Raw genomic sequence first — 22,820 nt, forward strand, 5'->3', positions numbered from 1 at the left:
TGTACTTTTTGGACGCTGCCCATCCGTTTCTCATCAGGCGTCAGAGGGACGGAATGAAAATAGGTTCCGTTAATATCGCTAAACGCTTTGAGCGTCCCCTCTTTCATCGCTTTATTGAGACTGCGTGCTTTGGACTCGTCAAATTGTTTCATTGACTCTTCCCCTATGAGGGTGCTGATCAGCGTGTCGTTGAGATCAAAGCGTATCAGTTTCCCCTCATCCGCTTCTTTCACAGGAAAGATGGTATTTAAAAATGTTTTTCCCATATAAAGTGTTTTTGTGGAGTAATCAAACAAGAACGGGAGTTTTATAGAAGCTTCGACATTGTCACGATTGTAGTGAAAATCATAGGTTGCTTCCGATTTGATGCTATCGGTATAATCGACGGCACCGTTGAGCCCAAATGAGAATCCGCGAAGCACCGCAAGTCCTTTTTGCAGGTAAAGTGCTGAACGTTTTTCTGTAGCCGTTTGTTCTTCTTCAGATGTACTGTCGGTCTCATCTTTAGGAAAAACAATTTTGCTGATGCGTGTTGAGGATGTATAGTTGTACCCTGTCGAGTCAAACGTTTTATTGAGGGCATTTTTGAGAGATTCATGCGGTGTAATCGTCGTACATCCTCCAAGCATAAATGCAAAGAGTCCTACTTTTGTCATGTTAAATGCAAGTTTTGATAACATAAAAAAATTCCTAATAATTGAATTAATTTTGAATTATATCACTTATTATTAAGAAAATTATTGAAGAATAGTTAAAGATGGTCGGAATAATCACACGATCCGTCAAGTTCTATCGTCTCTCTCATAGCGCGTTTGAGATCGTCTGTATACTCTTTTAACAATGCGGCATCGCAGTTGCATGCAGTGGCAATTTTGGAAATTTCTGCTTCGCTGATGTGCGGATCGCGCAGCCGTTTGAAGTGTTCTACGGTTATGTCGATGTGTACGGTATCCGCCGAAGAGCGCAGAGTAAGGATCATCCTTCCATACTCTTTAATGCTTCATTGATCTGTTCGAGAGCCAGCGATTTGGCATTTTCAACCTCTTTGTTGTCCCACCAGTATTCGATAATCGCATGTTCGATCTGCTCGATTTGTTCCATGCGGAGGTTGGCAAAAACTTCGTATGAACTGATCTCGTCGGCGCTGACATTTTTGGAAGCGGCGATTGTGTTCAATACCTCGATGATACTCTCTTCCAACGGTTTGGGATCGATCTCTAAACGTGCATGATCGATCCATGCACGGATCTCCTCTTCGAGGTAGTCGTGTCCCCATACCTGATAACACAAAATACGGTTCGGGCCGTAGACGATATTGTCTTCTTCGCTCAATACGTCGGACGTTTTGACTTTGTCTTCATGCAAATACACTTCGATACGCTCATCCTCCCGTAAAGAACAGGCGCGTTCAAACGCCACACGGGCATGTTTGAGTACTTCGCTTCGTAGGTTTTCATTCATAAATCGGCTCCTTCGGTTAATTCATATAGGGTATATCGAGATTGGAATCTCTATCGGATGCTTCGTAATCATACGTGATCATTTCAGGAATCATAGCCAATTTTTTTTCGAGCACGATCCTCTGCAGAGGATGGAGTGCCATTTCGTTGATTTTTCGTTTGCATTGATTGCGATAATGCATTGTCACGATCGGGTGCCAACGGTGCCGGGTCTCATTAAGCGTATCGATAAACTGCTGCAACTCTTCACGGTCATCACCCGTGATGCGCGGGAGTTTTCGGATGACATTGCGGACAAACTGTTTAGTGAAATAGGGTTCACCCATCTCCAGCAGTTTGGATGCCGCATCGATATTGGCACTGTTTTCGCTGTAACTGTAGGCATAGCGAAAATGTTCACACACCGCTTCGATATATTTGGGATAATGGCGTAAAACCATGACCAGATGAGTCAGATCCTGATCGATCAGCACCTGAAACAGCGTTATGGTATTTTTACCCATGCTGGCCCAGTGGGGTTCTCCGCTCTTAACAGTATCTTTGTCTAGAATACGGCGATACTGCTCGATTTCGGTAATGTCTTCGAGCAAGCGCGCCGACTTGGCATACGCGTTATTCATGAAGCTCTTGATTTGCTGTTGTGATAATCCCATAGCCGTTTGTAATGGCTGTCCAATTCAGAAAGGGTCGAATCGACCGTAATCAAATCGGTCATTTGACCGAATCGTTTTCCCGAATTGTTTTCGTACCATTCTTGCATGGCCAGTTTTAATGCATTGCGTTTGGCGACCGTTTCGACGATAAGTCTGCGGATCTCTTCCATTTCGGAGGTAATAATCTCAGTCATGGCTGCACCCGCATTCGCAAGCTCCGGCATTGGTTCCCGGATCCAGATACTCTTTGGCATTAGAGGGAGTGACGTGAACGAGACTCTCGGAAAGAGCCGTTTCGATAGCATCGCTTAAAGGCATGGTCTCTTTACCGAGCCAATAGACATCCATTCCGCCGCGCACCATAACGTGAAACGGTCCGTCGCCTAAAAATCCGTATAGGGCTGATGAAGCTCCGTTTTCCAGCAGAAAATTGGCAGTTTTGATGCCGTTTCCGCAACCTTCGTTCGGGACGATTGTGTGTGCACGCGTGGATGGATCAACCAGAGCAAAGAATTTGGCATTGCCGAAGAGTTTGGTACTCATTGTTTCATCCGCATTTGATTCGACAGGAATCGCGATCATTATCTCCTCCTTATAAACTATGTTTTTGGTCATTAAATTCTGTCTATGCATATTTCGTTCACTCAATTAGAACGGCAATTGCACCGAACTGTATTAAAAAGAAGTGTACGATGGAAGAGTTACATACCCATTATCATTATTTTAGTAATGAAGAGGGGGATGGTTATGAGATTTATAGCTGTGAATACCCCGATGTCAAAGGATACGGTGATACGTATGAAGAGGCGATGGACGATATGAAACGAAACCTCGATCGCTATCTACAGCGGATAAAAGGGGAAAAGATGGAAGCAGAATCATTGATGGAGCAAGCGATTGCGGCATACGATGCAAAAGATTTTTTAAAAGCGAAAGCGATTTGGGAATCGTTGTCGAACACGAATACCGATGCGATGGTGAATCTGGGAACCATGTATGTCAAAGGGTTCGGAGTCGCTAAAAACATCCATGAAGCTTTTACGCTCTTTGACCGTGCCGCATCCCAGGGGCACGAAGTCGCCGCATTTTATCTCGGGGGAATGTACGAAAACGGAATCGGAACTTCTCCCGATGCGCAAAAATCGATTCAGTATTATACGGTTGCGGCAGAAGCCGATATGGCCACGGCACAACTTAAACTGGCGATTTTACTTCGCAATGAGGATATCCTGAATTCGATGAAATGGATGATCAAAGCGGCGCACGCGGGAGAGTCTCAAGCGCAATCGCTTTTAACCTATGTGAGTAATCAAGTAGAAGCATCCGACATAAATGTCGCATTTCGGATGATGGATGAATCGTCACAACGGGCCAAAGTAGAGATGGTTATCAGCGAAAATCTTGCGCCGATCCTAGCCAGTGACGGCGGCGGAGTGGAGTTGGTCAATTATGTCAGCGGAGACACTCCAGAAATCTGGCTCCGTTATCTGGGAGCCTGTTCGGGATGTCATCTCGGACCTACCTCGACCGCAGGGATGATTTTGGAACAGTTTGAAAATGTTATCGATAAAAAGATTGTGATTTATCTCTGGTAGGAGGAAACAGTGCATAACCCATGGGCTTTCTGCCGAAGAAAACTCAGTGTTAGCGTAGCCGAATGGGATTTTATTCCATCGGCGTTTATATCATGGAAGGAACTGACATGAATAAATTGATTGCAAAAGTAGAAGATATCCGAAGCGATGAGTTTTTCAGCTGTATTACGGTTCGTGTTAACGGAACGGATTTGAAATTGCTGAAAACCGAAGTTCCCAAATGGCTGCGTATTGGGGATGAAGTGGAATGTCGTGTTCAGGAAGCGGCGATAGCGCTTTACAAAGGGGATAAAGACGAGAGTGTTTCCATCGAGAACCATATCTCCGGTGAATTGCAACATTTTCGTAAGGGGATGGTTCTAAGCGAAGTGAGTGTCGAGACTCCGTGCGGAAAGCTTAACTCCCTGATCACAACCGATGCGTTCAACCGTATGGAACTTTGCGAAGGGTGCAACGTCACTTTGTTGTTAAAAGCGGTAGATATCAAACTGACTCCGCTATTGGATACGGTCTCGTACGAAAATTGCAAAGACAAAATATATCAAGCCACGAAGGAGTAAAAAATGGCTGTTCTTATTAACGATTTATGTATTAACTGTGACGCGTGTGTCGAAGTATGTCCTGTCGGAGCTATTGCTAGCGAAGGCGATTCACCGCGTGAGGATTGGGAATATACGTATGTAAAACCGGAAAAATGTATCGAGTGTGTCGGTCATGCCGAAACACCTGCCTGTGCCGCCGAGTGTCCTACTGAAGGATGTATCGTATGGGATATGCCGTACACTGCAGAGTACAACGACTATTATATGAACAGTTCGGAGTATGTTATCGGTTCAAGCAAAAAACGGGGTGTATTGACTCCGGAAGTTGCACCGCAAACTTTCCGTGAAGATATCTCTATCGCTGCGCGCGAAGCGCGCGAAGCGGTAGCGGTCTAATAAAGGATACGTCGTGCTTATCGCGTTTGCTTCATCGGACGGTGTAACGGTCAATCAGCATTTCGGGTGGTCGAAAAGCTTCGAGCTTTATCGCATTACCCACGAGCGTGCAGAGTACGTCAAAACGCTGGACAGTTCAAAAGACGAGATCGAAGACGAACACGAAAAGCTGGCGTATAAAATCAGTACGGTAAAAGAGGCAGACATCATGTACTGCTCCCAAATCGGGCCGACCGCTTCTAAAATGGTGTTGGCCGCCAAAATATATCCGATGCGCTCGGGGGAAAACGATCGAATCGATGAGACGATCGTCAAACTCCAAGAGCTGTTACTGGGCAATCCGCCGCCGTGGCTGCAACGTATTGTCCATACATCCAAAGATAAGGAATAAAATTATGTCAGTAATTATCAATGATACCTGTATTACATGTGATGCGTGTTTGCAACAATGCCCTGTCAATGCGATTGTAGACGATATGAACAACCCGACCGGAAAAAAACAGTACTATGTCCAGCCGGACAAATGCGTCGAGTGTGTCGATATATATGATGACCCGCAATGTGCGGCGATTTGCCCGAGTATCGGGTGTATTACATGGGATATGCCTTTTACCAAAGAGTTTGACGAATACTTCAAAAATGAAGAGATTTACAAACTCGGTGTCTCCAAAGACGGCGTAGTGAAATCTCCGGCGTACAAAGAGAAAAAATTCCGTGCCGATATCCCTCTTGAAAAACGGGGTGTAGGCGAATTGGTTCAAGAAGAGCCTGAAGAACTTCAAGAAGTAGGGTGATCGGTGAGTGCCATCGCAAAAGTTGCTGCCGGTCTTGATACGTTCGGGCGCGATTGTGCGGTGACGGTTGCTCTCAAAATTACCGATGATTCGTGTAAAATGGACGATGAAAAGCGGGCTGTTTTTATGAGTCTTTATGATGCTCTGGAACCGTATGAAAGCGAAATATTCGACGAAGGGGTTCATGAACTGATTGCGAAGTGTCGTCAGGCGCCGAGCGCGGCATTATATGCACAGATTAAAAAAGAGCGAGAGATGGCGATGGTCATCATCACGCAAGAACGGATGAAGACGTTTAAAGCTTCCGTCCGCGCTTCGCTGCTAATCGCTCAACTCTCCTGAATTTATTCTCCCAAAGCAAAAACGTTCGACAGTGTATTGATATAATTGAAATACCCTGTGATCGCTACCGCTTCCACTATTTGGATATCGGTATATCCCAGTGCTTTAAGGGCATCGATCTCTTCTTTTAGAATCTTGTAATTCTCTTTTTTTGAAGCTTTGATACAAAACGTAAGCAGGGCTTTCTCTTTTTCGGACGTTTCGATCGCTTCGACACCGTTTAAAACTTCTTCAATCCGTTTTTCGGACAAACCGAGCATCTTGGCAATTCCTTTGTGGACGTCGACGCACATTTTACAGCCGTTTTCTTTGGAGATCAGCAGTGCGATCGATTCTTTGATCTCATAAGAGAGTTCCGTTTCATCCAGCAAAAAGCGTTGGATCATTCCATCCGTTGCAAAATAAAGTTTTTCATCGAGTGCGAGAAGTTTGAAGATTTCGCCGAGTTTTCCTGTCTTTTCGAGAATCGGGCGTGCCTTTTCCTGAATTGCGGGGGTCATATCCTCAAATTCGGGAAGTTGAATGTGTGCCATGTGATATTCCTTTCGTTATTGATTGAATTTCAGGGTTTAACCCAGAAAAAGACGCCGAGAGCGACGATAATGAGCTGTACACTCATGATCGCCGTCGTACCGATGATATTGCCGATTTGGCAGCTGGTACACTGCTTATAGAGTCTGGACTCGTACAGGGCATAGAAAAAATAGGCAACCATCAACACCGGAACCGCAAGCAGAAGATAAATGTCCGCTGTATACGTCATGGTACGAATTTCGGGTGAGACGAAAAACGGTAGGATAAAACTCGCCAAGATCAGCCCCATAACGTATTTGGCTCCCCGTTTGAAATAGTCGCGGACGAAGACCATCGGGCAGGCGCTTCCGTTGGCGATCAGCCCGAATTCCAGATGATCGTTGATCCGCTGTTTCATCTCTTTGTCGACACGGTCGACAAAAGTGCTTCCGAAAGAGTAATCGAGCTGGTGCTGGAACGTGCGGGCCGCTTCTCCGGCAAGGTCGCAATGGTGCGATTCGCCGTTTTCGTCTTCGTAGATCACGGTGACGTTTTCATAACGATCGACATCGACGCTGATCGCGTCGTAATAGATGCTTCGCTCGGTCTGGGTAGAATTACCCGAACATTTAATCAGACGCGCATTGACGTAAGGGGTATAAGTATCCGCGTTTTTAATCACGATAATGTTATACTGGATACCGATCATAATCGCACTGAGCGCGTCGAGATCGTTTGCTTTCATCGTATCGATGATGTCGGTAATCCATTCGTGCAATTCGTCGTTGAAAAAACGGACGTTTGCCGAGATCAAACGGATTCGGGAATCGGGATATTTGAGTAAGGGTTGGATCATACGGTGACCTTGATTTAAAAACGTTAAGTTTAACTTTACGTTTTGTATTATAGGGTATCATTCTTAGACAGGTATTAAAAAGAGGGGCTATGGAGTATAAGATATCGGAGCTGGTCGCATTGACGCATATCCCGAAATCGACAATATTGTATTACATCAAAGAGGGGCTTTTACCCGAAGCGCATAAGCTTAAATCGAATGTTCACCGATACAATGACGAACATGTCGAGCTTCTCAAATACATCAAATATATGCAGATGGAGATGGGAAGCTCCATAGAACAGATCCGCAGTATTCTTAAACATAAAAATCAGTCGTTTTCGAGTTCGTTTGCGATGCTTGCACCGCTGATGCAGACGCTCAGTGCCGTTCCCGAAGAAGCGCGCCGTTTTACGAAAGAGGAATTCGCTGAGCATTTCGACGTGGATACAACATTGCTGGATCAGCTCCTCGAAGACGGGTTTCTCGTCCCTACGGGAATGAATGATTTTACGGAAAAAGAATCTTCGATCATACGTCTTGTCGAAGATTTCATCGAAGTGGGAGTCGATTATACCCAGCTGCGCCGATACGTCGTTCATGCACGCGAACTGGCACAGCTCGAACATGATATTCAGACGCAGCTGTGCAAAAAGCGGACAGACGAAAATTTTTCTACTTTATGGAAAATCATGTTTGAAATGCTTTTCAATGCCAAACCTTATCTCTTTAGCCGTTATACCCATCAAGAGATGCTCAAGGTTCTTCAAAACGAGATAGACGAGAAAAAATTATAACATGCAGATGCGACGGTTGTTTCCTGAATGCGCATTTGCCCCTCCTAATACGATTGTTTTTGTCATTGATAACAATAACGTTGTCTGTGAAGCATATGGCGACATTCTCGCGGATTATGAATTAACAGATACGATATTTGGAATCACTCTATTATCGTTGTTTAATGAAGCGATAGTGTCTCAAATTGAAGAAATATTATCTAAAACGATTTCTGTGACAACAATTAGTTGGAAAAAGAATCGTTTTGATGTTTACGCTAAAGTAACGAATGACCCTCTGTATCATTTTTTATATCTTGTAGATGTAACACGTTTTATTGGTGTCGAAACCAAGCTTCAAGAGAGCCAGAATGACCTTCTTTCCAAAAAAGAAGAGCTGCAAGCAGTTTTTGATCTAGCGGCAAATGGGATATCTATTTTAGATCATAATGGGATGTTTTTGTATGCTAACCGTTTTTTTCAAAAAATGATGGGGTATACCATGGAGGAATTGAAGTACCACTCATGTATTTCCCTCTCTTCTTCTGAATATGCCGATGCATCAAAACTAGCTGTCGAACATGCGATTAAAAATGGAAGTATTCAGAATTTTCGTAAAGTGTGTGTCACTAAATCTGGAGAGAATCTTAATGCCAGTATGTCGTTAAGTTATCTGAAAAGCCGTAATGAAATTTTGATGATTACTTCGGATATTACCCAAGATGTTCGTTACCAAGAGGAACTAAAACGTCAGGTCGAAACTGAAGTTGCGAAGAGAACAGAACAGTACGAAGTAATGTGTCATCAATCTCGTCTTGCAGCTATGGGAGAGATGATCGATTCGATTGCACATCAATGGCGTCAACCTCTGAATACATTAGGTATCATTGTACAAGGCATGCGTCATATCACTTCGAAACAAGGGCTTAAACAAGAGTTTCTAAAAGAAATTGAAACAGAAATGATGGATAAACTCAGTTATATGTCTCAGACTATCGATGATTTTAGTACTTTTTTCAGACCGTCAAAACAAAAAGAAGAATTTAATGTCTTAAGTGCAATCGATGATGCTGTACGTTTGATTTATTTGCAACTTAAATCAAGCGCTATCGAGATTCAAATATATTTTGAAAACAAAATGGACATTTCCGTTTTTGGGCTTCCTAATGAGTTTCGGCAAGTTATTTTAAATATTGTACACAATGCGATGACTGCAATTATGCGAAGCAACCGTCAAGACGGTGCTATTCATATCAGGCTAAAAAAAGATCATCGCAACATCATTGTTTCAATAGAGGATAATGGAGGGGGTATTGACGAGTCAAATATGGAACGGATATTTGATCCATATTTTAGTACACGTGAAAATGGGAGTGGTATAGGATTATATATGTCAAAAATCATTATTGAACATCATATGAAAGGTAGACTTACGGTAACAAATCAAAAACATGGTGCTGAGTTTACTATTTTATTGCAATCAAAGGAATAGACTTAATCAATGCAAACGATACATTCGCGGCTTCAAGGCTTAAGCATATTGATAGTAGAAGATGAGTCAAGTACGCGTAAATGGCTTGTCCGCGTATTACAACTCTATTTTAAAGAAGTTCGCAGTGCGTCGGATGCGATGGAAGCACTTGAACAATTCATTGAGTCTCCATCGAATATTGTTGTGGCTGATATTCAAATGCCTGAAGTGGATGGATTGACGTTTTTAGAGAAAATAGCTACTCTCTCTAACGATACACTTCGTATTGTTATGACGGCATTTAATACCAATCCATATCTTAACAGAGCGGTTGAGGCCGGTGTCCATTTTTATCTAAAAAAACCGATTGATATTGATGAGTTCTTAGTTGCAGTGGCTTCTCATTTCCCAGAAGAGAATAGTGTGTCAAATATGTGCGATATGGGAAGAGGCTTTTTTTATCATCCGCATGAAATGATGCTGCATCACAATGGAAAAGCAATCAAATTGACTAAAAAAGAGTTGCAGTTTCTTGAGCTATTGCTAAAAAATCGTTACGGTGTTATTAGTTTTGATCAGATCGAAAAATCAATATGGGATGGCAGTGCAACTCCGGATGCGATTAGGATGGTAGTGGTTGCTTTACGAAAAAAAACATATCCGGAATTGATAGAAAATTTTAAAGGATTGGGATATCGTCTTTCCATTTCCTAAGTCTCTTATTATAACCTTATTCTTTTTTTATCCTTTCCCTATTCTTCTTTGTTATCGTCCAATGTTCAAAAATTATAACACTGGAGTACAGCATGAAGAAGAAAATTCTCATCGTTGGCGGCGGTACAGCTGGAACAATGACGGCAAATAATCTTGCTAAAAAATTAATGCCTGAAATAGAGCGTGATGAAGTGGAACTGGTGATGATATCCGACTCCAAAAATCATTATTATCGTCCAGGTGCAATGTATGTAGCGTTTCAAAAAGCTGCAGGGCATGAATTTATACGTGATCAGCGTTCTTTATTAATGCCAGAGATCGATTTTTTTGTCGATCCTGCGGTTGAAATTAATACGAAAGCGAATTATGTTAAAGGAAAGAGCGGCAAAAAGTATGATTATGATTTTCTGATATTGGCTACGGGATGTGAAGTTGCTGCAGAACGCATACCGGGTTTAGTTGAAGGTGGAGATTGGTTTTATACCTATGAAGGTGCTAAAAAGATTGCAGAAAAATTTGCAAAAATAAAGAGTGGGAAAATTCTCGTTACTGTTAACTTTCCCAAAACCCCAAATATTCCCCATCAATGCGGAATCGCCCCTGTAGAGACGACGATGATGTTACATGATTATTTAACGGAACGCGGAGTACGGGAAAATATTGAGATTGTCTACACGTATCCGACGAAAGCACAGGCCGTCGAAAATGGATTGTTTTTACAATCACCGACTTCCAAAGTCCTACCGAGTGTTTTTGATAGTATCAACGTCAGGCACCAAACCGGGTTTACCCTCGCTAAAGTAGATCCGGAAAGTAAAATTGCGTATTCAGAGGAAGGAGAATCAATCTCTTTTGATATTTTGATGTCAACTCCTCCATTTAAAGCTGCTAAGGTGATTCGTGATTCAGGGCTTTCAAAAGCGTTGGATAATGAGGGATGGTTGCCGACAGATAAAAAAACGTTGAAAGTTATCGGATTGAAAAACGTATATACGCTAGGTGATACGGTTGATTTACCGGTTTCTAAAGCCGGTGGAACGATACACAATCAGACAGATGTTGTTGCTGATAATATTGCTGCGGAATTGCGTTATGGATATCCGACTGAATCGTATGACGGAAAAGTAATTGCTGTTGCACAAATGGGATTAACGTGCGGTATGCCATTGTGGTATGACTATGCAGAAGATGTCAAGCCGACACCATGCAGTAAGTTGGGGAGTTTTATGCGATTAGGTTTTAATAAAGGTTTATATTGGGCTGCTGCACGCGGCATGTTATAGGAGAAAATTCATGAGTGACACAATACACGTTGCAAAAACTGCGGAGATGCAGTTGCTAGAAGATAAAATGACTATGTTGGTACAAACCGGGCGTATCGATAATTTGATCGATCTATTGGCTGTTCTTTCAGATAATATTGAGATGACAACACAACCTATGATAGAAAAAATGGTTAATACTGTGGATAATCTTGCGGCAGTTGGATTTATTACGGAAAATGCTGTTCGTTTTGCTAAACGTGAAACAGCAAAAAACAGTACACCTTCTTTATTTGGTCTTTTGAAACTAATGAAAGATGAAGAAGTTCGTCAAGGATTGGCATTTATGCTAAATCTGACTAAAGGAATTGGTAAACAATTATAGGCTTTCCCCGAAAGGGGAAAAGATTATTTGGTATAAGTGATTTTTGCTTTTTCTCGCAATGAAGCCATTTTTTTATCCATAATATTTTTAAACTTGTCCATTTTCAACCGTTCTTCAATAAAATTTTTGGCAGTGTTATATCCCAGTTTTTTGGCGGCTTTGCGATCTTCGATATAAATAATATGGTATCCGTACCGGCTTTGTACCGGAGCGTCGGAGATGGTTCCGACCTTCATGGAAAAGGCGGCGTCGTTGAAAGAGGCGACCATCTGTCCGCGACTAAAGTAGCCTAAATCGCCTCCCTTGTTTGCGCTGGGAGCGATCGATTTGAGTTTGGCCTGAGTGATAAATTCCCGTTTTAATTTTTCGCCGGTCAGTTTTTTCATACTTTCTATAATAGCTTTGGCTTCTTCTTTATTTTTCAGCAAAATATGGCGGGCATGAATTTTCTCTTTATCGATAAATTCGTCGGGATTTAGATCGAAATATTGTTTTATCTCTTTGGGATCGATTTTGACCGCATCGAATTGTTGTTGTTCCCATACTTTTGCGGCGAGCTGGACTTTTAACGTTCGAACCAACGTCTGAAATTCTTCTTTATACTCTTTTGAATCCAGTAAACCTGTTTTTTGGGCGTCGTCAAAGATTAATTTTTGGGTAATAAGCCCTTCGATGATACGTTGGCGCAGTTCGTTTTGTTTATCGACCGGAAGAGAGTCGAAATGCCCCTGCGTCCCTTCGGTCAAAACACTATCCACATCTTCGGAGCTGATAGTCTCTCCGTTTACTATAACGATGGGCTCTGCGGATAAAACGGTTCCGTTGATCATAAGTCCCATTGCCATAGTAGAAAAAAATCGTTTCACAGTTTTCCTCGCTTTTTCCCTTTCGGGAAAATAGAATGTTTTGATTTTCGATACTTCAATCTAAACGATTACAAAATTCACGGGGTGTCGTAGCTAAGTGCCATATTGCTGCAACCCAATGGATTCCCAGCACGGCATGCCTGGGTATAAAGTGCGACGGCTTGGTATTTGTTTTGACCGACTCCTTCCCCTTTTTCATACATATTTCCGAGACTGAAGCACCCTTTGGAATCGCCGTTGTCGCACGATTGGGTAAAGTACTGAAGCGCTTTTTCATAGTTGTGGTTTGTCAGGGCGTTTTGCGCTTCTTGATAGGTATCGGCAAAACACGAAGATACGGCGCCCATAATCATGAGCGATGACAAAAGTTTAAATGACGGTTTCATAATATAATCCTTGTTAAATGATATAGTTGCTTGTCCTGAGACACTCGATTGACCTTCAGATGGGCCGTTTTGACTAAAAAATGACCCTAAAAATAGCGATTATTTTTTAGGTGTCTCCTTTGTAGCCGGTGTGGCCACACCGGCTTTGTTGGGATGGAGACTGACAGAACAGGTCATCCCGGCAGAGAGAACCATCCCTTCGGGAATGCTGTCGATATGGATACGTACGGGGATACGTTGTGCCAGACGGATCCAGGTAAAGATCGGATTGACGTTCGCGAGTAAGCGACCGTCGGTATAGTTATCGCGGTCGCTGATCCCTCTGGCGATGCTTTCGACATGCCCTTTGAGGGTATATTTGGTGCCGAGCATTTTCATCTCCGCCGCATCTCCGATATGGATCAAAGAGAGTTTATGCTCTTCGAAGTACCCGTATACCCAAAACGATCCGGCGGTGATAATCGCCATGTGTTTTTCTCCGGCATCGAGATAATCTCCTTTACGAAGGAGGAGATTCGAAACCCATCCGTCCGTCGAAGCGCGTACGCTGGAACGTTCCAAATCGAGTTTCGCCGTTTCGACCTGTGCGACTGCTTCTTGATATTTGGCATACGCCATTTGGGCATCGAACGACGTATCGTCACGGTTTTCGGCGGAAACGACGTCGTTATCGGCGGCGTTGCGGCGCGCGGCCTGGTGTTTTTTCATGTCGTATTCGGCTTTGCGCGTTTGCGCAATTGCTTCGGCGGCATGCAGGGCGTGTTTGAAACGCTCTTTGTCGATTTCAAAGAGGATATCCCCTTTGTGGACGAATTGGTTGTCGACGACGTTTACCTGTGAGACCAGTCCGCTGACATCCGGGGCGATCATGACGACGTCGGCGCGGACGCGCCCGTCACGTGTCCATGGGCTGTTCATATAGTTATGCCAAAGCATCAGACCGAGAAAAACGGCCAAAGAGACGACTGAAAAAGTAATGACGTAGCGGATAAGCTTCGTATATCGGTTATTTTTATTCATAATATTTCCTTAACGGTAAATCATTAAACACGGAATGGTGAACAAACAGACGAAAATTCCCGTCCGAAACAGCCCCGGATGCCATACATGCTGATACACGCCGGCATCCGACATCAACCGATCCAATAAAATCTGCAATATCGCCGTAACGACGAAGATAGGAAGCAACGTCGGCATTTGGATACCGAACAAAGTGATATCTAACGGCATGAATCCTCCGTAGCGATCGGTAAAGAGAGATCGTTTTGCAAAACGGTATGGATGAGCGCCAGTTCGGTGATCAAATTTTTCATCCGTTTCATTTGTATATTCTCCGTCGGTATATTTTCATTGCGCAGCATTCGGATCGTCTCCGAGAGACTTTGCAGCAGCGTCTTTCTCAGCTCTAGAGACGGAGCATCGAAAAAGCTTTTGATGCACAGTAGCGACGCCTCGATTTTCGGATGGCGATAATGGCTGTACAGCCGTTGCTGACTTCGACGAATGGCCAAAATTGCCCGTCCGATCTCCAGTGTCGAGAGGAGCCACTCATACACAAGACGGCTTGAACGCATATTCAAACGCCCCTGGGTCGAGAACTGTTGAACCAGATCGCGTCCGGTACTCTCCAGGGCACTGCGTTCCACACCGATCGATCCGTCGCATAGATTGACGATCTGACGGCGTAGAATCTTCGCAACACGCTGCTGTGTCAGAGAACACGACCAGAAATTGACCAATAGATAGGCTAATCCGCCGAACATAATCCCGATGAGCGACGCCAAGGACGCCTCCATAAATTTGGTCGGCTCGATTTTGTAATACGGATCGAGGGCGCATTGGCTCATAAACATAAAGACGAATCCGAATGCGAAAATCCCCAGTTTCGGTTTGGTTGTCATCCACCCTACAAAGGCTAGAACCGGAGCGATCAACAAGCTCAGGGTCAGCATGTCCGAGGTGTATTGCGGTATCAGATAAAAATCGTACAAAGCTGCCAGCATCAGGGCAAGTACCGCCCCTTTGAAAAAGTTGACGACACCGTCCAGCGGACTCGGCAACGTTCCCAAAAGCAATCCGATAACGACCGCCAAGGTGATCGTCAAGGTGGCAAACGGCCAAGCCGTCCAAATCCAGAACATCATGGTCACTAACAACACTCCGCTTCCGCGTAAAGCGGCCAGTCCGACGAGGACATTGTCGGTGTGGGTAGAGAACCGTACCGCACGGCTAAGTTCCAGCGATGTTTTTCCCGACATACGGTGTTTGAGAAGCGAGAGATAGGTGGCACAATGGCTGTGGAGCTCATCGAGCAAACGGATCATCAGATACCCTGCGGAGGTGAATTGATCCTCCCACTCTTCATCCATCGTTTCACGGATCGCGGCGTATTTGGTCTCAAAATCTTCTTGAATCGTGTTTTTGACTTCCAAGAGCTTTTGTACGACACCTTCGAGTTCCTCAGGTGTCATCGGCGAAGCGGGGAGGGTCTTTAGCGCCGTTGCGATAGGTTCGTATAACGCTTCCAAGGTCGCAAACGCCTCTTTTCCTCCACGCATTTTAATCGCCGTGAGGATACTTTTTAGTGAATGAAACGTCGTCGAGAGGTTCATGTACTGATGATTCAGATGCTGATAGTGCTGACGCTCTTTTTGATCGGCCCCGCTCTCAAAACTGCTGTTGATACGGACGGCGTTTAGACCGACGACCCCGCTGGAAAATCGGGCAACTCCGCCGTTTGATTCACTGATCGGTGCAAATACCTCTCTAGGATCGGCTAACGTCGTGATAACGTTGACGAATCGTTCGCGTTCGCTGGCGATCAACGAATCGAGCAGACGGCGCGGAAAGATGATATCGCTGATCAGCGTCGCACAGATAATACCGACAAGAACTTCCGAAAAACGGGATGTCGCGATTTCGAAAATATCCAGCGGCGTTTCGATGACGGGGAGGGCAACGATACACATCGTATATCCGGCCAAAACGAATCCGTAGGATTGAAAGTTGCGGTATTTAAATCCCGCAGCCGTAGCAATCCCGATCCATAGGGCAAAAAACGAGATGAACCATACCGGATCCTGCGCAAACATCCCCATTAAAACCAGAGACATCCCCACACCTGCCGTCGTCCCTAGTACGCGGTAATAGCTTTTGGAAAATACCAGACCGCTTTGAGGCTGCATAACGATAAAAACGGTAAAAATTGCCGTCCGCGGATCGGGTAGATTCAGCGTCATCGAAATCCATAACGCCAATAGCCCTGCAAGCGTCGCTTTTGCCATATAAATAAGTGTCGGCGCATCGTTGGACCACCACTCATAAAATCCCCGTTGCCATGGAAAACTTTTTACGTTGGCGAGAAAGGCACTATTTGCTTGCATTGTTCTCTCCTGCATCGGTATAACCGCCCCCGAGAGCTTTTATAAGGCCGATTTGCAGCTGTGCTTTGGCCTCATCCAGACTTAACGCCTCCAACTCGCTCTCATAGGCTGTTTTATTTGCCGATAGAAGCGGAAGCTTATCACTCAGTCCCAGTGAGAACTGTTTGCGTCGGATCGAGACATTGGCGTATTTGGCATTCATATCATCGTGATGGAGGTCGATTTGCGACTCGATCAGTTTGGTTTGTTTGAGCAATACGACCACTTCGTTCGCCGCTTTGATAACGGCATCGTTATAGTCATAGACGGAGGCATTGTAGTCGCTCACGCTGTTTTGCAGGTTGGCGTTACGTTCTCCCCAGTCCAATAACGGAAGCGAGAGTGCGATACCGGCGGATGGGCTATAGGATGAGTTATCAAACAGCTTTGCCCAACTAAACGAGGTGAATCCGAGCAATCCCGAGAGACTGATGTCGGGATAAAATCGTGCTTTGGCCGTATCGATCGAGTGGCTTTTGCTCAACGCGATGTACTTTGTGATTGCGACATCGGCACGATGGGCTAACAGGTTCATCCGAATCTCTTTCGGCAACGGGACGGCGAAGGCGTTGTTGATACTCGGCGCTTTGAGGGTATCGGCATAGGAGGGGAGAAATCCTCCTAAAACGCAGATAGACTCTTTTTTCCCTTCGACGGTACGTTTGAGCTCGGCAATCCGTTGCGTTATTCCCGACAGAGCACTTTTTTGGACATTAATCTGTGTCGCGTCGATCAATCCCAAACGCTGCTGTTTTTGGACGATTTTGAGCTCTTCGGCTGCCGTTTTTTCCAAAGAACGCAAAACATCCAGTTTGCGTTCGTCGTAATTCCAGGAGAGATAGGCTGCGCAGATAGCGTTAGAAAGAGCGACTTTTGCCGCTTCGATAGAGGCTCTCTGTGCCATAGCCTGATTTTTGGCGGCGGCGATACGGGAGCTTCTGGCATTCCAAAAATCAAAATCATAATCGAGCACTAACGACGGTTGGTATTGGGTATGATAGTTACCTCCCAACGGTGCAGGGAAAATATGATTTAGACTGAAACGTTCTCGTATAACGCTCGCATCGGCAGAGAGGTGCGGCAAATTCCGCGATTCGACGGATGCGATGATAGTGTTTGCCTGAGCATAGCGGGCTTCGATACTTTTGAGTGTCGGAGCATTCGCGAGCGCTTTGTCCATCAATGTATCGAGTTGAGGATCGTTGTACCCTTTCCACCAATCGCTTACGAGGTGTCCGTCCGAGTCGTTGAAAAGGGTGAGTGATTTTTCCAAATCGTCGGTGATAGTATTGTCTGCCATAGGGGCGGCTTTTTGGATCGCCGGTACGCATCCGGTCACTAAGAGTGCCGGCAACACAAGGAACATAAAACTGAAGTGTTTCATTGTAGTTTACTTTTGTAGATTTTCATAAATCGATTGGAGCAGATCGGTCAGCTCCGCTTTGTGATCTTCATTTATACCCTCTAGGGCTTTTTCCATAATACGTTCTCCCATTTGGATCAGCGGCTTTTTCAGCTTTTTCCCTTTAGGAGTAATATTGATCAGATAGGCTCTACGGTCATTTTCTTTTTGGACACGCTCTACCAACCCTTTTTGTTCCAGGGTATTGAGCATTAGCGTCAAATTGGATTGTTCGAAATAGGTATCCTGAGCCAGTTCTTTTTGAGTCAGACCGTCTTTTTCACACAACCGGATCAGTATGATCCGATGAGCATACGACAAAGAGTAGGGTTTCAGCTCTTTTTCGTATTCGTTTTTGAGTACATTTCTCGCTTTTGCTATTAAAAAGCCGATCGACTTGTCTGATGCAAAGCCCATAATATCCTCCCCCTCGAAAAATATTCGGGATTGTAGAGCAGTGAACCTTAAATAGTTATTATGATAACTATTATGTTGATAAGTATATTTGTTCTTTTATGGATAGCATAACAATTTAGTATAAAGTATAGGGATGTTCCAAGATATCCGTACGGATGAAGATAGAGCGAAAATACGCAATTGATGGCTTTTAAAAACACAAACATGGTGAACGGTTCACTAAAATGCCCTTTTCGTTCACAAAAATTTGTTACTATAGGAAGAATATAATTATTGATAGAAAAAAGGGATAATATGCGTTTATTTGTCTATTTCATATTAGCCGCCGTCGCGTTTATCATGTTTAAAGCGTTTTTTCTCGATGAATATCTGGAAAATCGGGGGAAAACAGACGTCAATACAACGACGCAAAGTCCTGAACCGATTGAAAAGGTCGAAGAAAAAGAGACCGCTCCTATCAAGCAGGATACAAACGAGAGCGAGACTAAAAAACAAAAGATCATCCAAAGCCATGAAAAGATGCCTCTCGATGAGTTGGGCGATGAGATCGCCGATAAAATCAAGTTGTAATTTTCTATTTTGTCCGTGAGAGGATGAGGCCGCTGAGGATGATTAAAACTCCCCCCGCAATCGTCATCGGGGCAGGGAGAAGATCTCCGAGGATGATTCCGAATAAAGATGCGAACAAAACGACCGAATAGCTGACGGTACTGACGATTCCCGCTTTGGCATAAAAATAGGCACGCGTCATATAGATTTGTCCGTACGCCGCAGCCACTCCCATCAACATGATCCATAACCATTCCATCCCTGAGGGTTTTACGAATTCGCACAGGGCAAAGGCAAAAGTTTCCGAGTTGACGTAGGGTGAGAGTATCATCAATCCTGCGGGGATGATTACACCCGAAGCCATAAACGACAAGACGACGATTCGCTCGTCATAGTAGGCTTTCAAGCTCCGTACGCTCGTATAGGCCAATGCGGAGAACAAGCCGGTCAGAAGCCCCATCAAATGGATATAATCAAAATGCATCCCGCTGAGGAATACTACCCCGATAAAACCGATCCCGATAGCAAAAATGGCATTACGTTTGAGGGTTTCGCCCAGCAGAAAAAAAGCGAGAATCGCGGTGAATATAGGCTCGGTTTTGGCATATACGATCGCATTGGAGAGGGTTGTCGCGCTGATGGTGTAGAAAAAAGCCAATAGGGCTATCGTACCGATAACACCGCGAAAAATCAGAGTATAGGGTTTGCCTCCGATATTGTTAATCGGTTTTTTGAGGATCATGGCACCGATGAGGAGCAAACCGAAGGCATTGCGCCAAAACGTCACTTCAACCGATCCCATCGTGTGGGAGAGGAGTTTGGCGAACACCATTGTCAAAGCAAATAAAAAAGAGGCTATGAGCATCAGACCGATGCCGCGGCGGGTATCGTTCATCGAAGAGGCTTTTGAATCTGACAATGTGTAAAAACGTGATAGTAAGGTAGGATTATCATGACGGGAATTCTAGCATGAATAGATCGGAAGTGTCTCTTTTAATGTATAATCAATCCAATAGGATTACCCAAATCCGCAGTAGTTGAGCAGATAGATCCATGATAAAAAGGGGATAGAATGCAAGTGACTCTCCATCGTGCCCATGAACGGGGAATAGCCGAACACGGATGGCTTCACAGTCGGTTCAGTTTTAGTTTTGCCGACTATCATAACCGCGAGAGAATGGGATTCGGTGTTTTGCGGGTGATTAACGATGATATTATCGAGCCGGGTTCCGGTTTCGGCATGCATCCTCATCGCGATATGGAGATTATCACGATCGTGACTCACGGTATGCTTGAGCATAAAGACTCGGAAGGAAACCACGGTATCATCAGCGCGGGCGAGATTCAGTATATGTCTGCGGGAAGCGGCGTGGAGCATTCGGAGTTCAACCCTTCCGATCAGGATCGGACCGAATTGTTTCAAATATGGATTTATCCTCATACTAAAGGGCTAACCCCCCGCTACGAACAGCATAAATGCGATGCGGAAAGTATGAATCGGTGGGAATTGCTGGTCAGCGGAGACGGACGAAAAGGTTCTTTAGCGATACGTCAGGATGCCTGTATCAAAAAAGCGCATCTGTATATCGGACACACTCTCGTTTCGGATAATTGCAAACCGGGACACGGAAGATTACTATTGGTGATGAGCGGCGAACTGGAAGCGTGCGGATATACACTAAAAGCGCGGGACGAACTGCAAATTCTGGGAGAAGAGTCGTTTGAGATCACGACGGATCGGGAAGCACAACTATTGCTGTTTGATCTCCCGATGCATAACGCTCCCCCCGTGGGAGAGGATTAGCGCCCGTAATAGGAGACGATAGCCGCTTTGCCGAGGGAGTGGGCGTTGATCATATAGCCTGCCAATGCGGGAGAGGCTTTTTCATCCAGATCGAGATGCTCGATGTCGAGGGCATGGATTGTGAATAGATAGCGGTGGGGGCGATCCCCTTTAGGAGGGCAGGCCCCTCCGAATCCCGTTTTACCGTAGTCGGTAACGCTCTGCGTCGCGTGAATCATCTGTTTTTTAGCCGTATCTCCGAAACCTGATGGGAGAGATGTCACCGAAGCGGGGATATTGAACACGACCCAGTGCCACCAGCCGCTTCCGGTCGGGGCATCGGGATCATAGACCGTGACGGCAAAGCTTTTCGTCCCTTTCGGAGCGTCGTTCCAATGTAACTCCGGAGAGATATTTTGTCCGTCGCATCCAAATCCCGCAAACTCTTGCGTTTTGGTGAGCTGACCGGAGAGATCGTTGCTGTGAAGGGTAAAATTTCCGGCAAAAAGTGCGGAGCAGCCCGCCACCAGTAGAGTCGAAACGACAGGAAGTAAACGCATGGTATCCCTTTATGTGAAGTATAGGCGGTTGTACACCGTTTTAACAATACTATTATAGTCTCTATCGCTCTCTAAGCAAAGAGGGGATAGACTTTCGCCACTCTACACAGAAAGGCAAACCTCCTATGGGCGACGCAAAAAATACGAATCGGTATTATGCCGGAATGATCATCGCAATGCTCTTTTGGGGGGTTGCATGGACGGCGGGCAAAGTAGCGGCTCATCACTCCAATGCGGAAGTAGCGGCATTTTGGCGTTATGCCGTATCGTTTATTACGATTATCCCGGTAATTTGGTATCTCAAAACGCCTTTGATGACGAATCGTGCGGGATGGCTTTATATGCTCGTTGCGGGGATGCTGACATCGCTGTTCAATTATCTCTTCTTCGCCGGATTGTCCCACGGACAGGCCGGATACGGAGGGACGATGGTGACGGCTCTGGCTCCGCTTTTCACGTACATGATGTCGATCGGAATATTGGGAACAAAGGTCTCCACGCGTCAGATCACGGCTCTTTCCATCGGAGTATTCGGCGCGCTTATCCTCTTGCGCGTTCCGACGGAAGGGTTTGCGTTTTTAAATATCGAGAGCTCCTATTTCCTAGGGTGTGCCGTCGTCTGGGCGTTAGTGACGATTGTGTCGCAAAAAGCGTCGAAGCAAGCCGATCCCATGTTTTATACGCTGGTTGTTTTCGGTATCACGGGATTCGTCAACATGCTCTTTGCATTGCCGTATCATCCGTTTGATTTCGGTGCTTATGACGGCACGTTCTGGTGGACGATTGTGTTTATCGGACTCGTTCCGGGGACATTCAGTACGGCATTGTATTTTCTCTCCGCGAGCAAAGTAGGGGCACATCGTACCGGCGTATTTATGTTTATCGTCCCGATCGGGGCGATCGTATCGAGCTGGATCGTTTACGGCGAAGGATTGGCACTTTCCACGGCGATCGGATGCCTTTTCGCATTTGTCGCAGTCTTTTTGTTTAATACGAAGAAATCGGTTTTTTTCAGAGAATAGAAACCATTTTTTATTTTGGTCTACGCAAAAGTGAGAAATATCACAAAAGAGAACGGATTTTGCTTGTATATATTTATATTATGCAGAGGAGTTCATTATGACAGTGACTGTGGCATTAAAATCGATTCATCCTCCGATTGCAGAGAGTGTGGTCGATACCAGTATATCGGCAGACTATCGAAAAGCTATCGATAGATTCGTCCCCGTAGTCGCCTATCAGTCTCGGGATGAAATCAACAGCACCGATGAGGCACTGGCACAGTTTAAATCCCATTTATCGAGAGAAGGGGCAGCAAAATTTCTAAGTGATTTGAATGCAGAGAAGATCGAAACTCTGGTTGAAACTCTGCGCCAAAAATTGCAAAATGAAAAAGATAACAATCCGAGATATGCCATCAATATCGATAACGTGGTTAATGATTACCGAAAACTGCTTATTGCGGAGATGATCGCGGCCAAAAAAGCGGCTGAAGAGAAAGAGAAAGAAGAGCACAAGAAGGATGTATCCCACGCTCAGGCAATTGCAACCGCAGATATTTTAAACAGTAAGCAGGAGAATGAAAAAAACGGTGTGAACACAAGAAATGCCACTCTTTTGGAAATGATGATCAGTGCAGCCAATGCTGCACCGCAGAGTGCAGAAAAAGATTCTCAGATATCTTAGAAAGTTTCAGC

At 44.8% G+C, this 22,820-nt stretch carries 32 protein-coding genes; 15 read left to right on the top strand and 17 right to left on the bottom strand.

What is annotated here, in order from left to right; genetic code table 11:
• The 6 genes from Q0389_RS10855 to Q0389_RS10880 all read right to left on the bottom strand — a co-directional run.
• Positions 1-680 (bottom strand): hypothetical protein (locus tag Q0389_RS10855; protein ID WP_298694100.1); only part of this gene is annotated, 680 nt, incomplete at its 3' end.
• A 71-nt stretch (positions 681-751) separates the two neighbouring features.
• Complete coding sequence (locus Q0389_RS10860) at positions 752-979, bottom strand: hypothetical protein (RefSeq protein ID WP_298694102.1); 228 nt, start codon at positions 977-979, stop codon at positions 752-754.
• Positions 976-1,461: a hypothetical protein gene (locus Q0389_RS10865; protein ID WP_298694103.1), complete on the bottom strand. Its 486-nt coding sequence runs from the start codon at positions 1,459-1,461 to the stop codon at positions 976-978. The genes Q0389_RS10860 and Q0389_RS10865 overlap by 4 nt, the downstream gene beginning before the upstream one ends.
• A 16-nt stretch (positions 1,462-1,477) precedes the next feature.
• On the bottom strand, positions 1,478-2,080 hold the full coding sequence (locus Q0389_RS10870; RefSeq protein WP_298694104.1) for a hypothetical protein: 603 nt from the start codon (positions 2,078-2,080) through the stop codon (positions 1,478-1,480).
• Positions 2,077-2,307 (bottom strand): hypothetical protein, encoded by a 231-nt coding sequence (locus tag Q0389_RS10875; protein WP_298694105.1) that lies wholly within the window; start codon positions 2,305-2,307, stop codon positions 2,077-2,079. The genes Q0389_RS10870 and Q0389_RS10875 overlap by 4 nt, the downstream gene beginning before the upstream one ends.
• On the bottom strand, positions 2,300-2,695 hold the full coding sequence (locus tag Q0389_RS10880) for a NifB/NifX family molybdenum-iron cluster-binding protein (RefSeq protein WP_298694106.1): 396 nt from the start codon (positions 2,693-2,695) through the stop codon (positions 2,300-2,302). Before Q0389_RS10880 ends, Q0389_RS10875 begins: the two co-directional genes overlap by 8 nt.
• 110 nt (positions 2,696-2,805) lie before the next feature.
• On the opposite strand from Q0389_RS10880, the gene Q0389_RS10885 reads away from it, so the two are divergent.
• The 6 genes from Q0389_RS10885 to Q0389_RS10910 all read left to right on the top strand — a co-directional run bounded on the left by Q0389_RS10885 (position 2,806) and on the right by Q0389_RS10910 (position 5,782).
• The gene (locus Q0389_RS10885; protein WP_298694108.1) at positions 2,806-3,708 is read left to right on the top strand and encodes a NifU family protein; all 903 of its coding nucleotides are present in this window, start codon (positions 2,806-2,808) and stop codon (positions 3,706-3,708) included.
• A gap of 107 nt (positions 3,709-3,815) precedes the next feature.
• Positions 3,816-4,268 carry a TOBE domain-containing protein gene (locus tag Q0389_RS10890; protein WP_298694110.1) on the top strand — a complete coding sequence of 151 codons (453 nt, stop codon included), beginning with the start codon at positions 3,816-3,818 and terminating at the stop codon, positions 4,266-4,268.
• 3 nt (positions 4,269-4,271) lie between these two features.
• On the top strand, positions 4,272-4,646 hold the full coding sequence (locus Q0389_RS10895) for a 4Fe-4S dicluster domain-containing protein (RefSeq protein ID WP_298694111.1): 375 nt from the start codon (positions 4,272-4,274) through the stop codon (positions 4,644-4,646).
• 13 nt (positions 4,647-4,659) lie between these two features.
• Entirely contained in the window at positions 4,660-5,037 is a 378-nt protein-coding gene (locus Q0389_RS10900) for a NifB/NifX family molybdenum-iron cluster-binding protein (protein WP_298694112.1), read from the top strand.
• Between the two features lie 4 nt (positions 5,038-5,041).
• Positions 5,042-5,440: a 4Fe-4S dicluster domain-containing protein gene (locus Q0389_RS10905; RefSeq protein ID WP_298694114.1), complete on the top strand. Its 399-nt coding sequence runs from the start codon at positions 5,042-5,044 to the stop codon at positions 5,438-5,440.
• Positions 5,441-5,443: 3 nt separating this feature from the next.
• The gene (locus Q0389_RS10910) at positions 5,444-5,782 is read left to right on the top strand and encodes a hypothetical protein (RefSeq protein ID WP_298694115.1); all 339 of its coding nucleotides are present in this window, start codon (positions 5,444-5,446) and stop codon (positions 5,780-5,782) included.
• Positions 5,783-5,784: 2 nt separating this feature from the next.
• On the opposite strand, the gene Q0389_RS10915 is transcribed toward Q0389_RS10910, so the two are convergent.
• Together Q0389_RS10915 and Q0389_RS10920 are read right to left on the bottom strand one after the other, a co-directional pair.
• Entirely contained in the window at positions 5,785-6,315 is a 531-nt protein-coding gene (locus Q0389_RS10915) for a carboxymuconolactone decarboxylase family protein (RefSeq protein WP_298694116.1), read from the bottom strand.
• A gap of 29 nt (positions 6,316-6,344) precedes the next feature.
• The gene (locus tag Q0389_RS10920) at positions 6,345-7,151 is read right to left on the bottom strand and encodes a peptide deformylase (RefSeq protein WP_298694117.1); all 807 of its coding nucleotides are present in this window, start codon (positions 7,149-7,151) and stop codon (positions 6,345-6,347) included.
• A gap of 89 nt (positions 7,152-7,240) precedes the next feature.
• On the opposite strand from Q0389_RS10920, the gene Q0389_RS10925 reads away from it, so the two are divergent.
• The 5 genes from Q0389_RS10925 (at position 7,241) to Q0389_RS10945 (ending at position 11,738) form a co-directional block, all read left to right on the top strand.
• On the top strand, positions 7,241-7,927 hold the full coding sequence (locus Q0389_RS10925; protein ID WP_298694119.1) for a MerR family transcriptional regulator: 687 nt from the start codon (positions 7,241-7,243) through the stop codon (positions 7,925-7,927).
• Between the two features lies 1 nt (position 7,928).
• Positions 7,929-9,398 carry an ATP-binding protein gene (locus tag Q0389_RS10930; protein WP_298694120.1) on the top strand — a complete coding sequence of 490 codons (1,470 nt, stop codon included), beginning with the start codon at positions 7,929-7,931 and terminating at the stop codon, positions 9,396-9,398.
• 9 nt (positions 9,399-9,407) lie between these two features.
• Positions 9,408-10,091: a response regulator transcription factor gene (locus Q0389_RS10935; RefSeq protein WP_298694121.1), complete on the top strand. Its 684-nt coding sequence runs from the start codon at positions 9,408-9,410 to the stop codon at positions 10,089-10,091.
• A 92-nt stretch (positions 10,092-10,183) separates the two neighbouring features.
• Positions 10,184-11,374, top strand: a complete 1,191-nt coding sequence (locus tag Q0389_RS10940) for an FAD/NAD(P)-binding oxidoreductase (protein ID WP_298694122.1) — start codon at positions 10,184-10,186, stop codon at positions 11,372-11,374.
• 10 nt (positions 11,375-11,384) lie between these two features.
• Positions 11,385-11,738 carry a DUF1641 domain-containing protein gene (locus tag Q0389_RS10945; protein ID WP_298694123.1) on the top strand — a complete coding sequence of 118 codons (354 nt, stop codon included), beginning with the start codon at positions 11,385-11,387 and terminating at the stop codon, positions 11,736-11,738.
• A gap of 23 nt (positions 11,739-11,761) precedes the next feature.
• On the opposite strand, the gene Q0389_RS10950 is transcribed toward Q0389_RS10945, so the two are convergent.
• From Q0389_RS10950 to Q0389_RS10980, 7 genes are all read right to left on the bottom strand, one after another.
• Entirely contained in the window at positions 11,762-12,604 is an 843-nt protein-coding gene (locus Q0389_RS10950; protein WP_298694124.1) for a peptidylprolyl isomerase, read from the bottom strand.
• A 77-nt stretch (positions 12,605-12,681) separates the two neighbouring features.
• Positions 12,682-12,990, bottom strand: a complete 309-nt coding sequence (locus Q0389_RS10955; protein ID WP_298694125.1) for a tetratricopeptide repeat protein — start codon at positions 12,988-12,990, stop codon at positions 12,682-12,684.
• 99 nt (positions 12,991-13,089) lie between these two features.
• The gene (locus Q0389_RS10960; RefSeq protein ID WP_298694126.1) at positions 13,090-14,010 is read right to left on the bottom strand and encodes an HlyD family secretion protein; all 921 of its coding nucleotides are present in this window, start codon (positions 14,008-14,010) and stop codon (positions 13,090-13,092) included.
• Between the two features lie 9 nt (positions 14,011-14,019).
• Complete coding sequence (locus Q0389_RS10965) at positions 14,020-14,220, bottom strand: DUF1656 domain-containing protein (protein WP_298694127.1); 201 nt, start codon at positions 14,218-14,220, stop codon at positions 14,020-14,022.
• The gene (locus Q0389_RS10970; RefSeq protein WP_298694128.1) at positions 14,211-16,373 is read right to left on the bottom strand and encodes an FUSC family protein; all 2,163 of its coding nucleotides are present in this window, start codon (positions 16,371-16,373) and stop codon (positions 14,211-14,213) included. The genes Q0389_RS10965 and Q0389_RS10970 overlap by 10 nt, the downstream gene beginning before the upstream one ends.
• Complete coding sequence (locus Q0389_RS10975) at positions 16,360-17,796, bottom strand: efflux transporter outer membrane subunit (protein ID WP_298694129.1); 1,437 nt, start codon at positions 17,794-17,796, stop codon at positions 16,360-16,362. The genes Q0389_RS10970 and Q0389_RS10975 overlap by 14 nt, the downstream gene beginning before the upstream one ends.
• A gap of 6 nt (positions 17,797-17,802) precedes the next feature.
• Positions 17,803-18,231 carry a MarR family transcriptional regulator gene (locus tag Q0389_RS10980; protein ID WP_298694130.1) on the bottom strand — a complete coding sequence of 143 codons (429 nt, stop codon included), beginning with the start codon at positions 18,229-18,231 and terminating at the stop codon, positions 17,803-17,805.
• A 294-nt stretch (positions 18,232-18,525) separates the two neighbouring features.
• Here Q0389_RS10980 and Q0389_RS10985 point away from each other — a divergent pair, with 294 nt between their 5' ends.
• The gene (locus tag Q0389_RS10985) at positions 18,526-18,801 is read left to right on the top strand and encodes a hypothetical protein (RefSeq protein WP_298694131.1); all 276 of its coding nucleotides are present in this window, start codon (positions 18,526-18,528) and stop codon (positions 18,799-18,801) included.
• Between the two features lie 4 nt (positions 18,802-18,805).
• Here Q0389_RS10985 and Q0389_RS10990 read toward each other — a convergent pair whose 3' ends face one another.
• On the bottom strand, positions 18,806-19,675 hold the full coding sequence (locus tag Q0389_RS10990; protein ID WP_298694132.1) for a DMT family transporter: 870 nt from the start codon (positions 19,673-19,675) through the stop codon (positions 18,806-18,808).
• A gap of 177 nt (positions 19,676-19,852) precedes the next feature.
• Between Q0389_RS10990 and Q0389_RS10995 the strand changes: the two genes are divergently transcribed.
• Positions 19,853-20,584 (top strand): pirin family protein, encoded by a 732-nt coding sequence (locus tag Q0389_RS10995; RefSeq protein WP_298694133.1) that lies wholly within the window; start codon positions 19,853-19,855, stop codon positions 20,582-20,584.
• Here Q0389_RS10995 and Q0389_RS11000 read toward each other — a convergent pair.
• Positions 20,581-21,123, bottom strand: coding sequence for a YbhB/YbcL family Raf kinase inhibitor-like protein (locus Q0389_RS11000; protein ID WP_298694135.1), 543 nt, complete (start codon positions 21,121-21,123; stop codon positions 20,581-20,583). The genes Q0389_RS10995 and Q0389_RS11000 overlap by 4 nt on opposite strands.
• Before the next feature lie 125 nt (positions 21,124-21,248).
• Between Q0389_RS11000 and Q0389_RS11005 the strand changes: the two genes are divergently transcribed.
• Positions 21,249-22,145: a DMT family transporter gene (locus Q0389_RS11005; protein WP_298694137.1), complete on the top strand. Its 897-nt coding sequence runs from the start codon at positions 21,249-21,251 to the stop codon at positions 22,143-22,145.
• Between the two features lie 97 nt (positions 22,146-22,242).
• On the top strand, positions 22,243-22,809 hold the full coding sequence (locus tag Q0389_RS11010) for a hypothetical protein (RefSeq protein ID WP_298694139.1): 567 nt from the start codon (positions 22,243-22,245) through the stop codon (positions 22,807-22,809).
• Positions 22,810-22,820 lie beyond the last annotated feature (11 nt).

Origin of the sequence: uncultured Sulfuricurvum sp. (genome assembly GCF_937936435.1) — a bacterium.
Lineage (GTDB): Bacteria > Campylobacterota > Campylobacteria > Campylobacterales > Sulfurimonadaceae > Sulfuricurvum.

Coding starts and splice junctions, on each gene's coding strand:
- Q0389_RS10935 (WP_298694121.1), top strand. CDS start 9,408: ATGCAAACGATACATTCGCGGCTTCAAGGCTTAAGCATATTGATAGTA.
- Q0389_RS11010 (WP_298694139.1), top strand. CDS start 22,243: ATGACAGTGACTGTGGCATTAAAATCGATTCATCCTCCGATTGCAGAG.
- Q0389_RS10875 (WP_298694105.1), bottom strand. CDS start 2,307: ATGACTGAGATTATTACCTCCGAAATGGAAGAGATCCGCAGACTTATC.
- Q0389_RS10890 (WP_298694110.1), top strand. CDS start 3,816: ATGAATAAATTGATTGCAAAAGTAGAAGATATCCGAAGCGATGAGTTT.
- Q0389_RS10870 (WP_298694104.1), bottom strand. CDS start 2,080: ATGAATAACGCGTATGCCAAGTCGGCGCGCTTGCTCGAAGACATTACC.
- Q0389_RS10880 (WP_298694106.1), bottom strand. CDS start 2,695: ATGATCGCGATTCCTGTCGAATCAAATGCGGATGAAACAATGAGTACC.
- Q0389_RS10860 (WP_298694102.1), bottom strand. CDS start 979: ATGATCCTTACTCTGCGCTCTTCGGCGGATACCGTACACATCGACATA.
- Q0389_RS10945 (WP_298694123.1), top strand. CDS start 11,385: ATGAGTGACACAATACACGTTGCAAAAACTGCGGAGATGCAGTTGCTA.
- Q0389_RS10960 (WP_298694126.1), bottom strand. CDS start 14,010: ATGAATAAAAATAACCGATATACGAAGCTTATCCGCTACGTCATTACT.
- Q0389_RS10940 (WP_298694122.1), top strand. CDS start 10,184: ATGAAGAAGAAAATTCTCATCGTTGGCGGCGGTACAGCTGGAACAATG.
- Q0389_RS10955 (WP_298694125.1), bottom strand. CDS start 12,990: ATGAAACCGTCATTTAAACTTTTGTCATCGCTCATGATTATGGGCGCC.
- Q0389_RS10865 (WP_298694103.1), bottom strand. CDS start 1,461: ATGAATGAAAACCTACGAAGCGAAGTACTCAAACATGCCCGTGTGGCG.
- Q0389_RS10985 (WP_298694131.1), top strand. CDS start 18,526: ATGCGTTTATTTGTCTATTTCATATTAGCCGCCGTCGCGTTTATCATG.
- Q0389_RS10885 (WP_298694108.1), top strand. CDS start 2,806: ATGGAAGAGTTACATACCCATTATCATTATTTTAGTAATGAAGAGGGG.
- Q0389_RS11000 (WP_298694135.1), bottom strand. CDS start 21,123: ATGCGTTTACTTCCTGTCGTTTCGACTCTACTGGTGGCGGGCTGCTCC.
- Q0389_RS10905 (WP_298694114.1), top strand. CDS start 5,042: ATGTCAGTAATTATCAATGATACCTGTATTACATGTGATGCGTGTTTG.
- Q0389_RS10980 (WP_298694130.1), bottom strand. CDS start 18,231: ATGGGCTTTGCATCAGACAAGTCGATCGGCTTTTTAATAGCAAAAGCG.
- Q0389_RS10965 (WP_298694127.1), bottom strand. CDS start 14,220: ATGCCGTTAGATATCACTTTGTTCGGTATCCAAATGCCGACGTTGCTT.
- Q0389_RS10925 (WP_298694119.1), top strand. CDS start 7,241: ATGGAGTATAAGATATCGGAGCTGGTCGCATTGACGCATATCCCGAAA.
- Q0389_RS10990 (WP_298694132.1), bottom strand. CDS start 19,675: ATGAACGATACCCGCCGCGGCATCGGTCTGATGCTCATAGCCTCTTTT.
- Q0389_RS10930 (WP_298694120.1), top strand. CDS start 7,929: ATGCAGATGCGACGGTTGTTTCCTGAATGCGCATTTGCCCCTCCTAAT.
- Q0389_RS10970 (WP_298694128.1), bottom strand. CDS start 16,373: ATGCAAGCAAATAGTGCCTTTCTCGCCAACGTAAAAAGTTTTCCATGG.
- Q0389_RS10920 (WP_298694117.1), bottom strand. CDS start 7,151: ATGATCCAACCCTTACTCAAATATCCCGATTCCCGAATCCGTTTGATC.
- Q0389_RS10915 (WP_298694116.1), bottom strand. CDS start 6,315: ATGGCACACATTCAACTTCCCGAATTTGAGGATATGACCCCCGCAATT.
- Q0389_RS10995 (WP_298694133.1), top strand. CDS start 19,853: ATGCAAGTGACTCTCCATCGTGCCCATGAACGGGGAATAGCCGAACAC.
- Q0389_RS10975 (WP_298694129.1), bottom strand. CDS start 17,796: ATGAAACACTTCAGTTTTATGTTCCTTGTGTTGCCGGCACTCTTAGTG.
- Q0389_RS11005 (WP_298694137.1), top strand. CDS start 21,249: ATGGGCGACGCAAAAAATACGAATCGGTATTATGCCGGAATGATCATC.
- Q0389_RS10895 (WP_298694111.1), top strand. CDS start 4,272: ATGGCTGTTCTTATTAACGATTTATGTATTAACTGTGACGCGTGTGTC.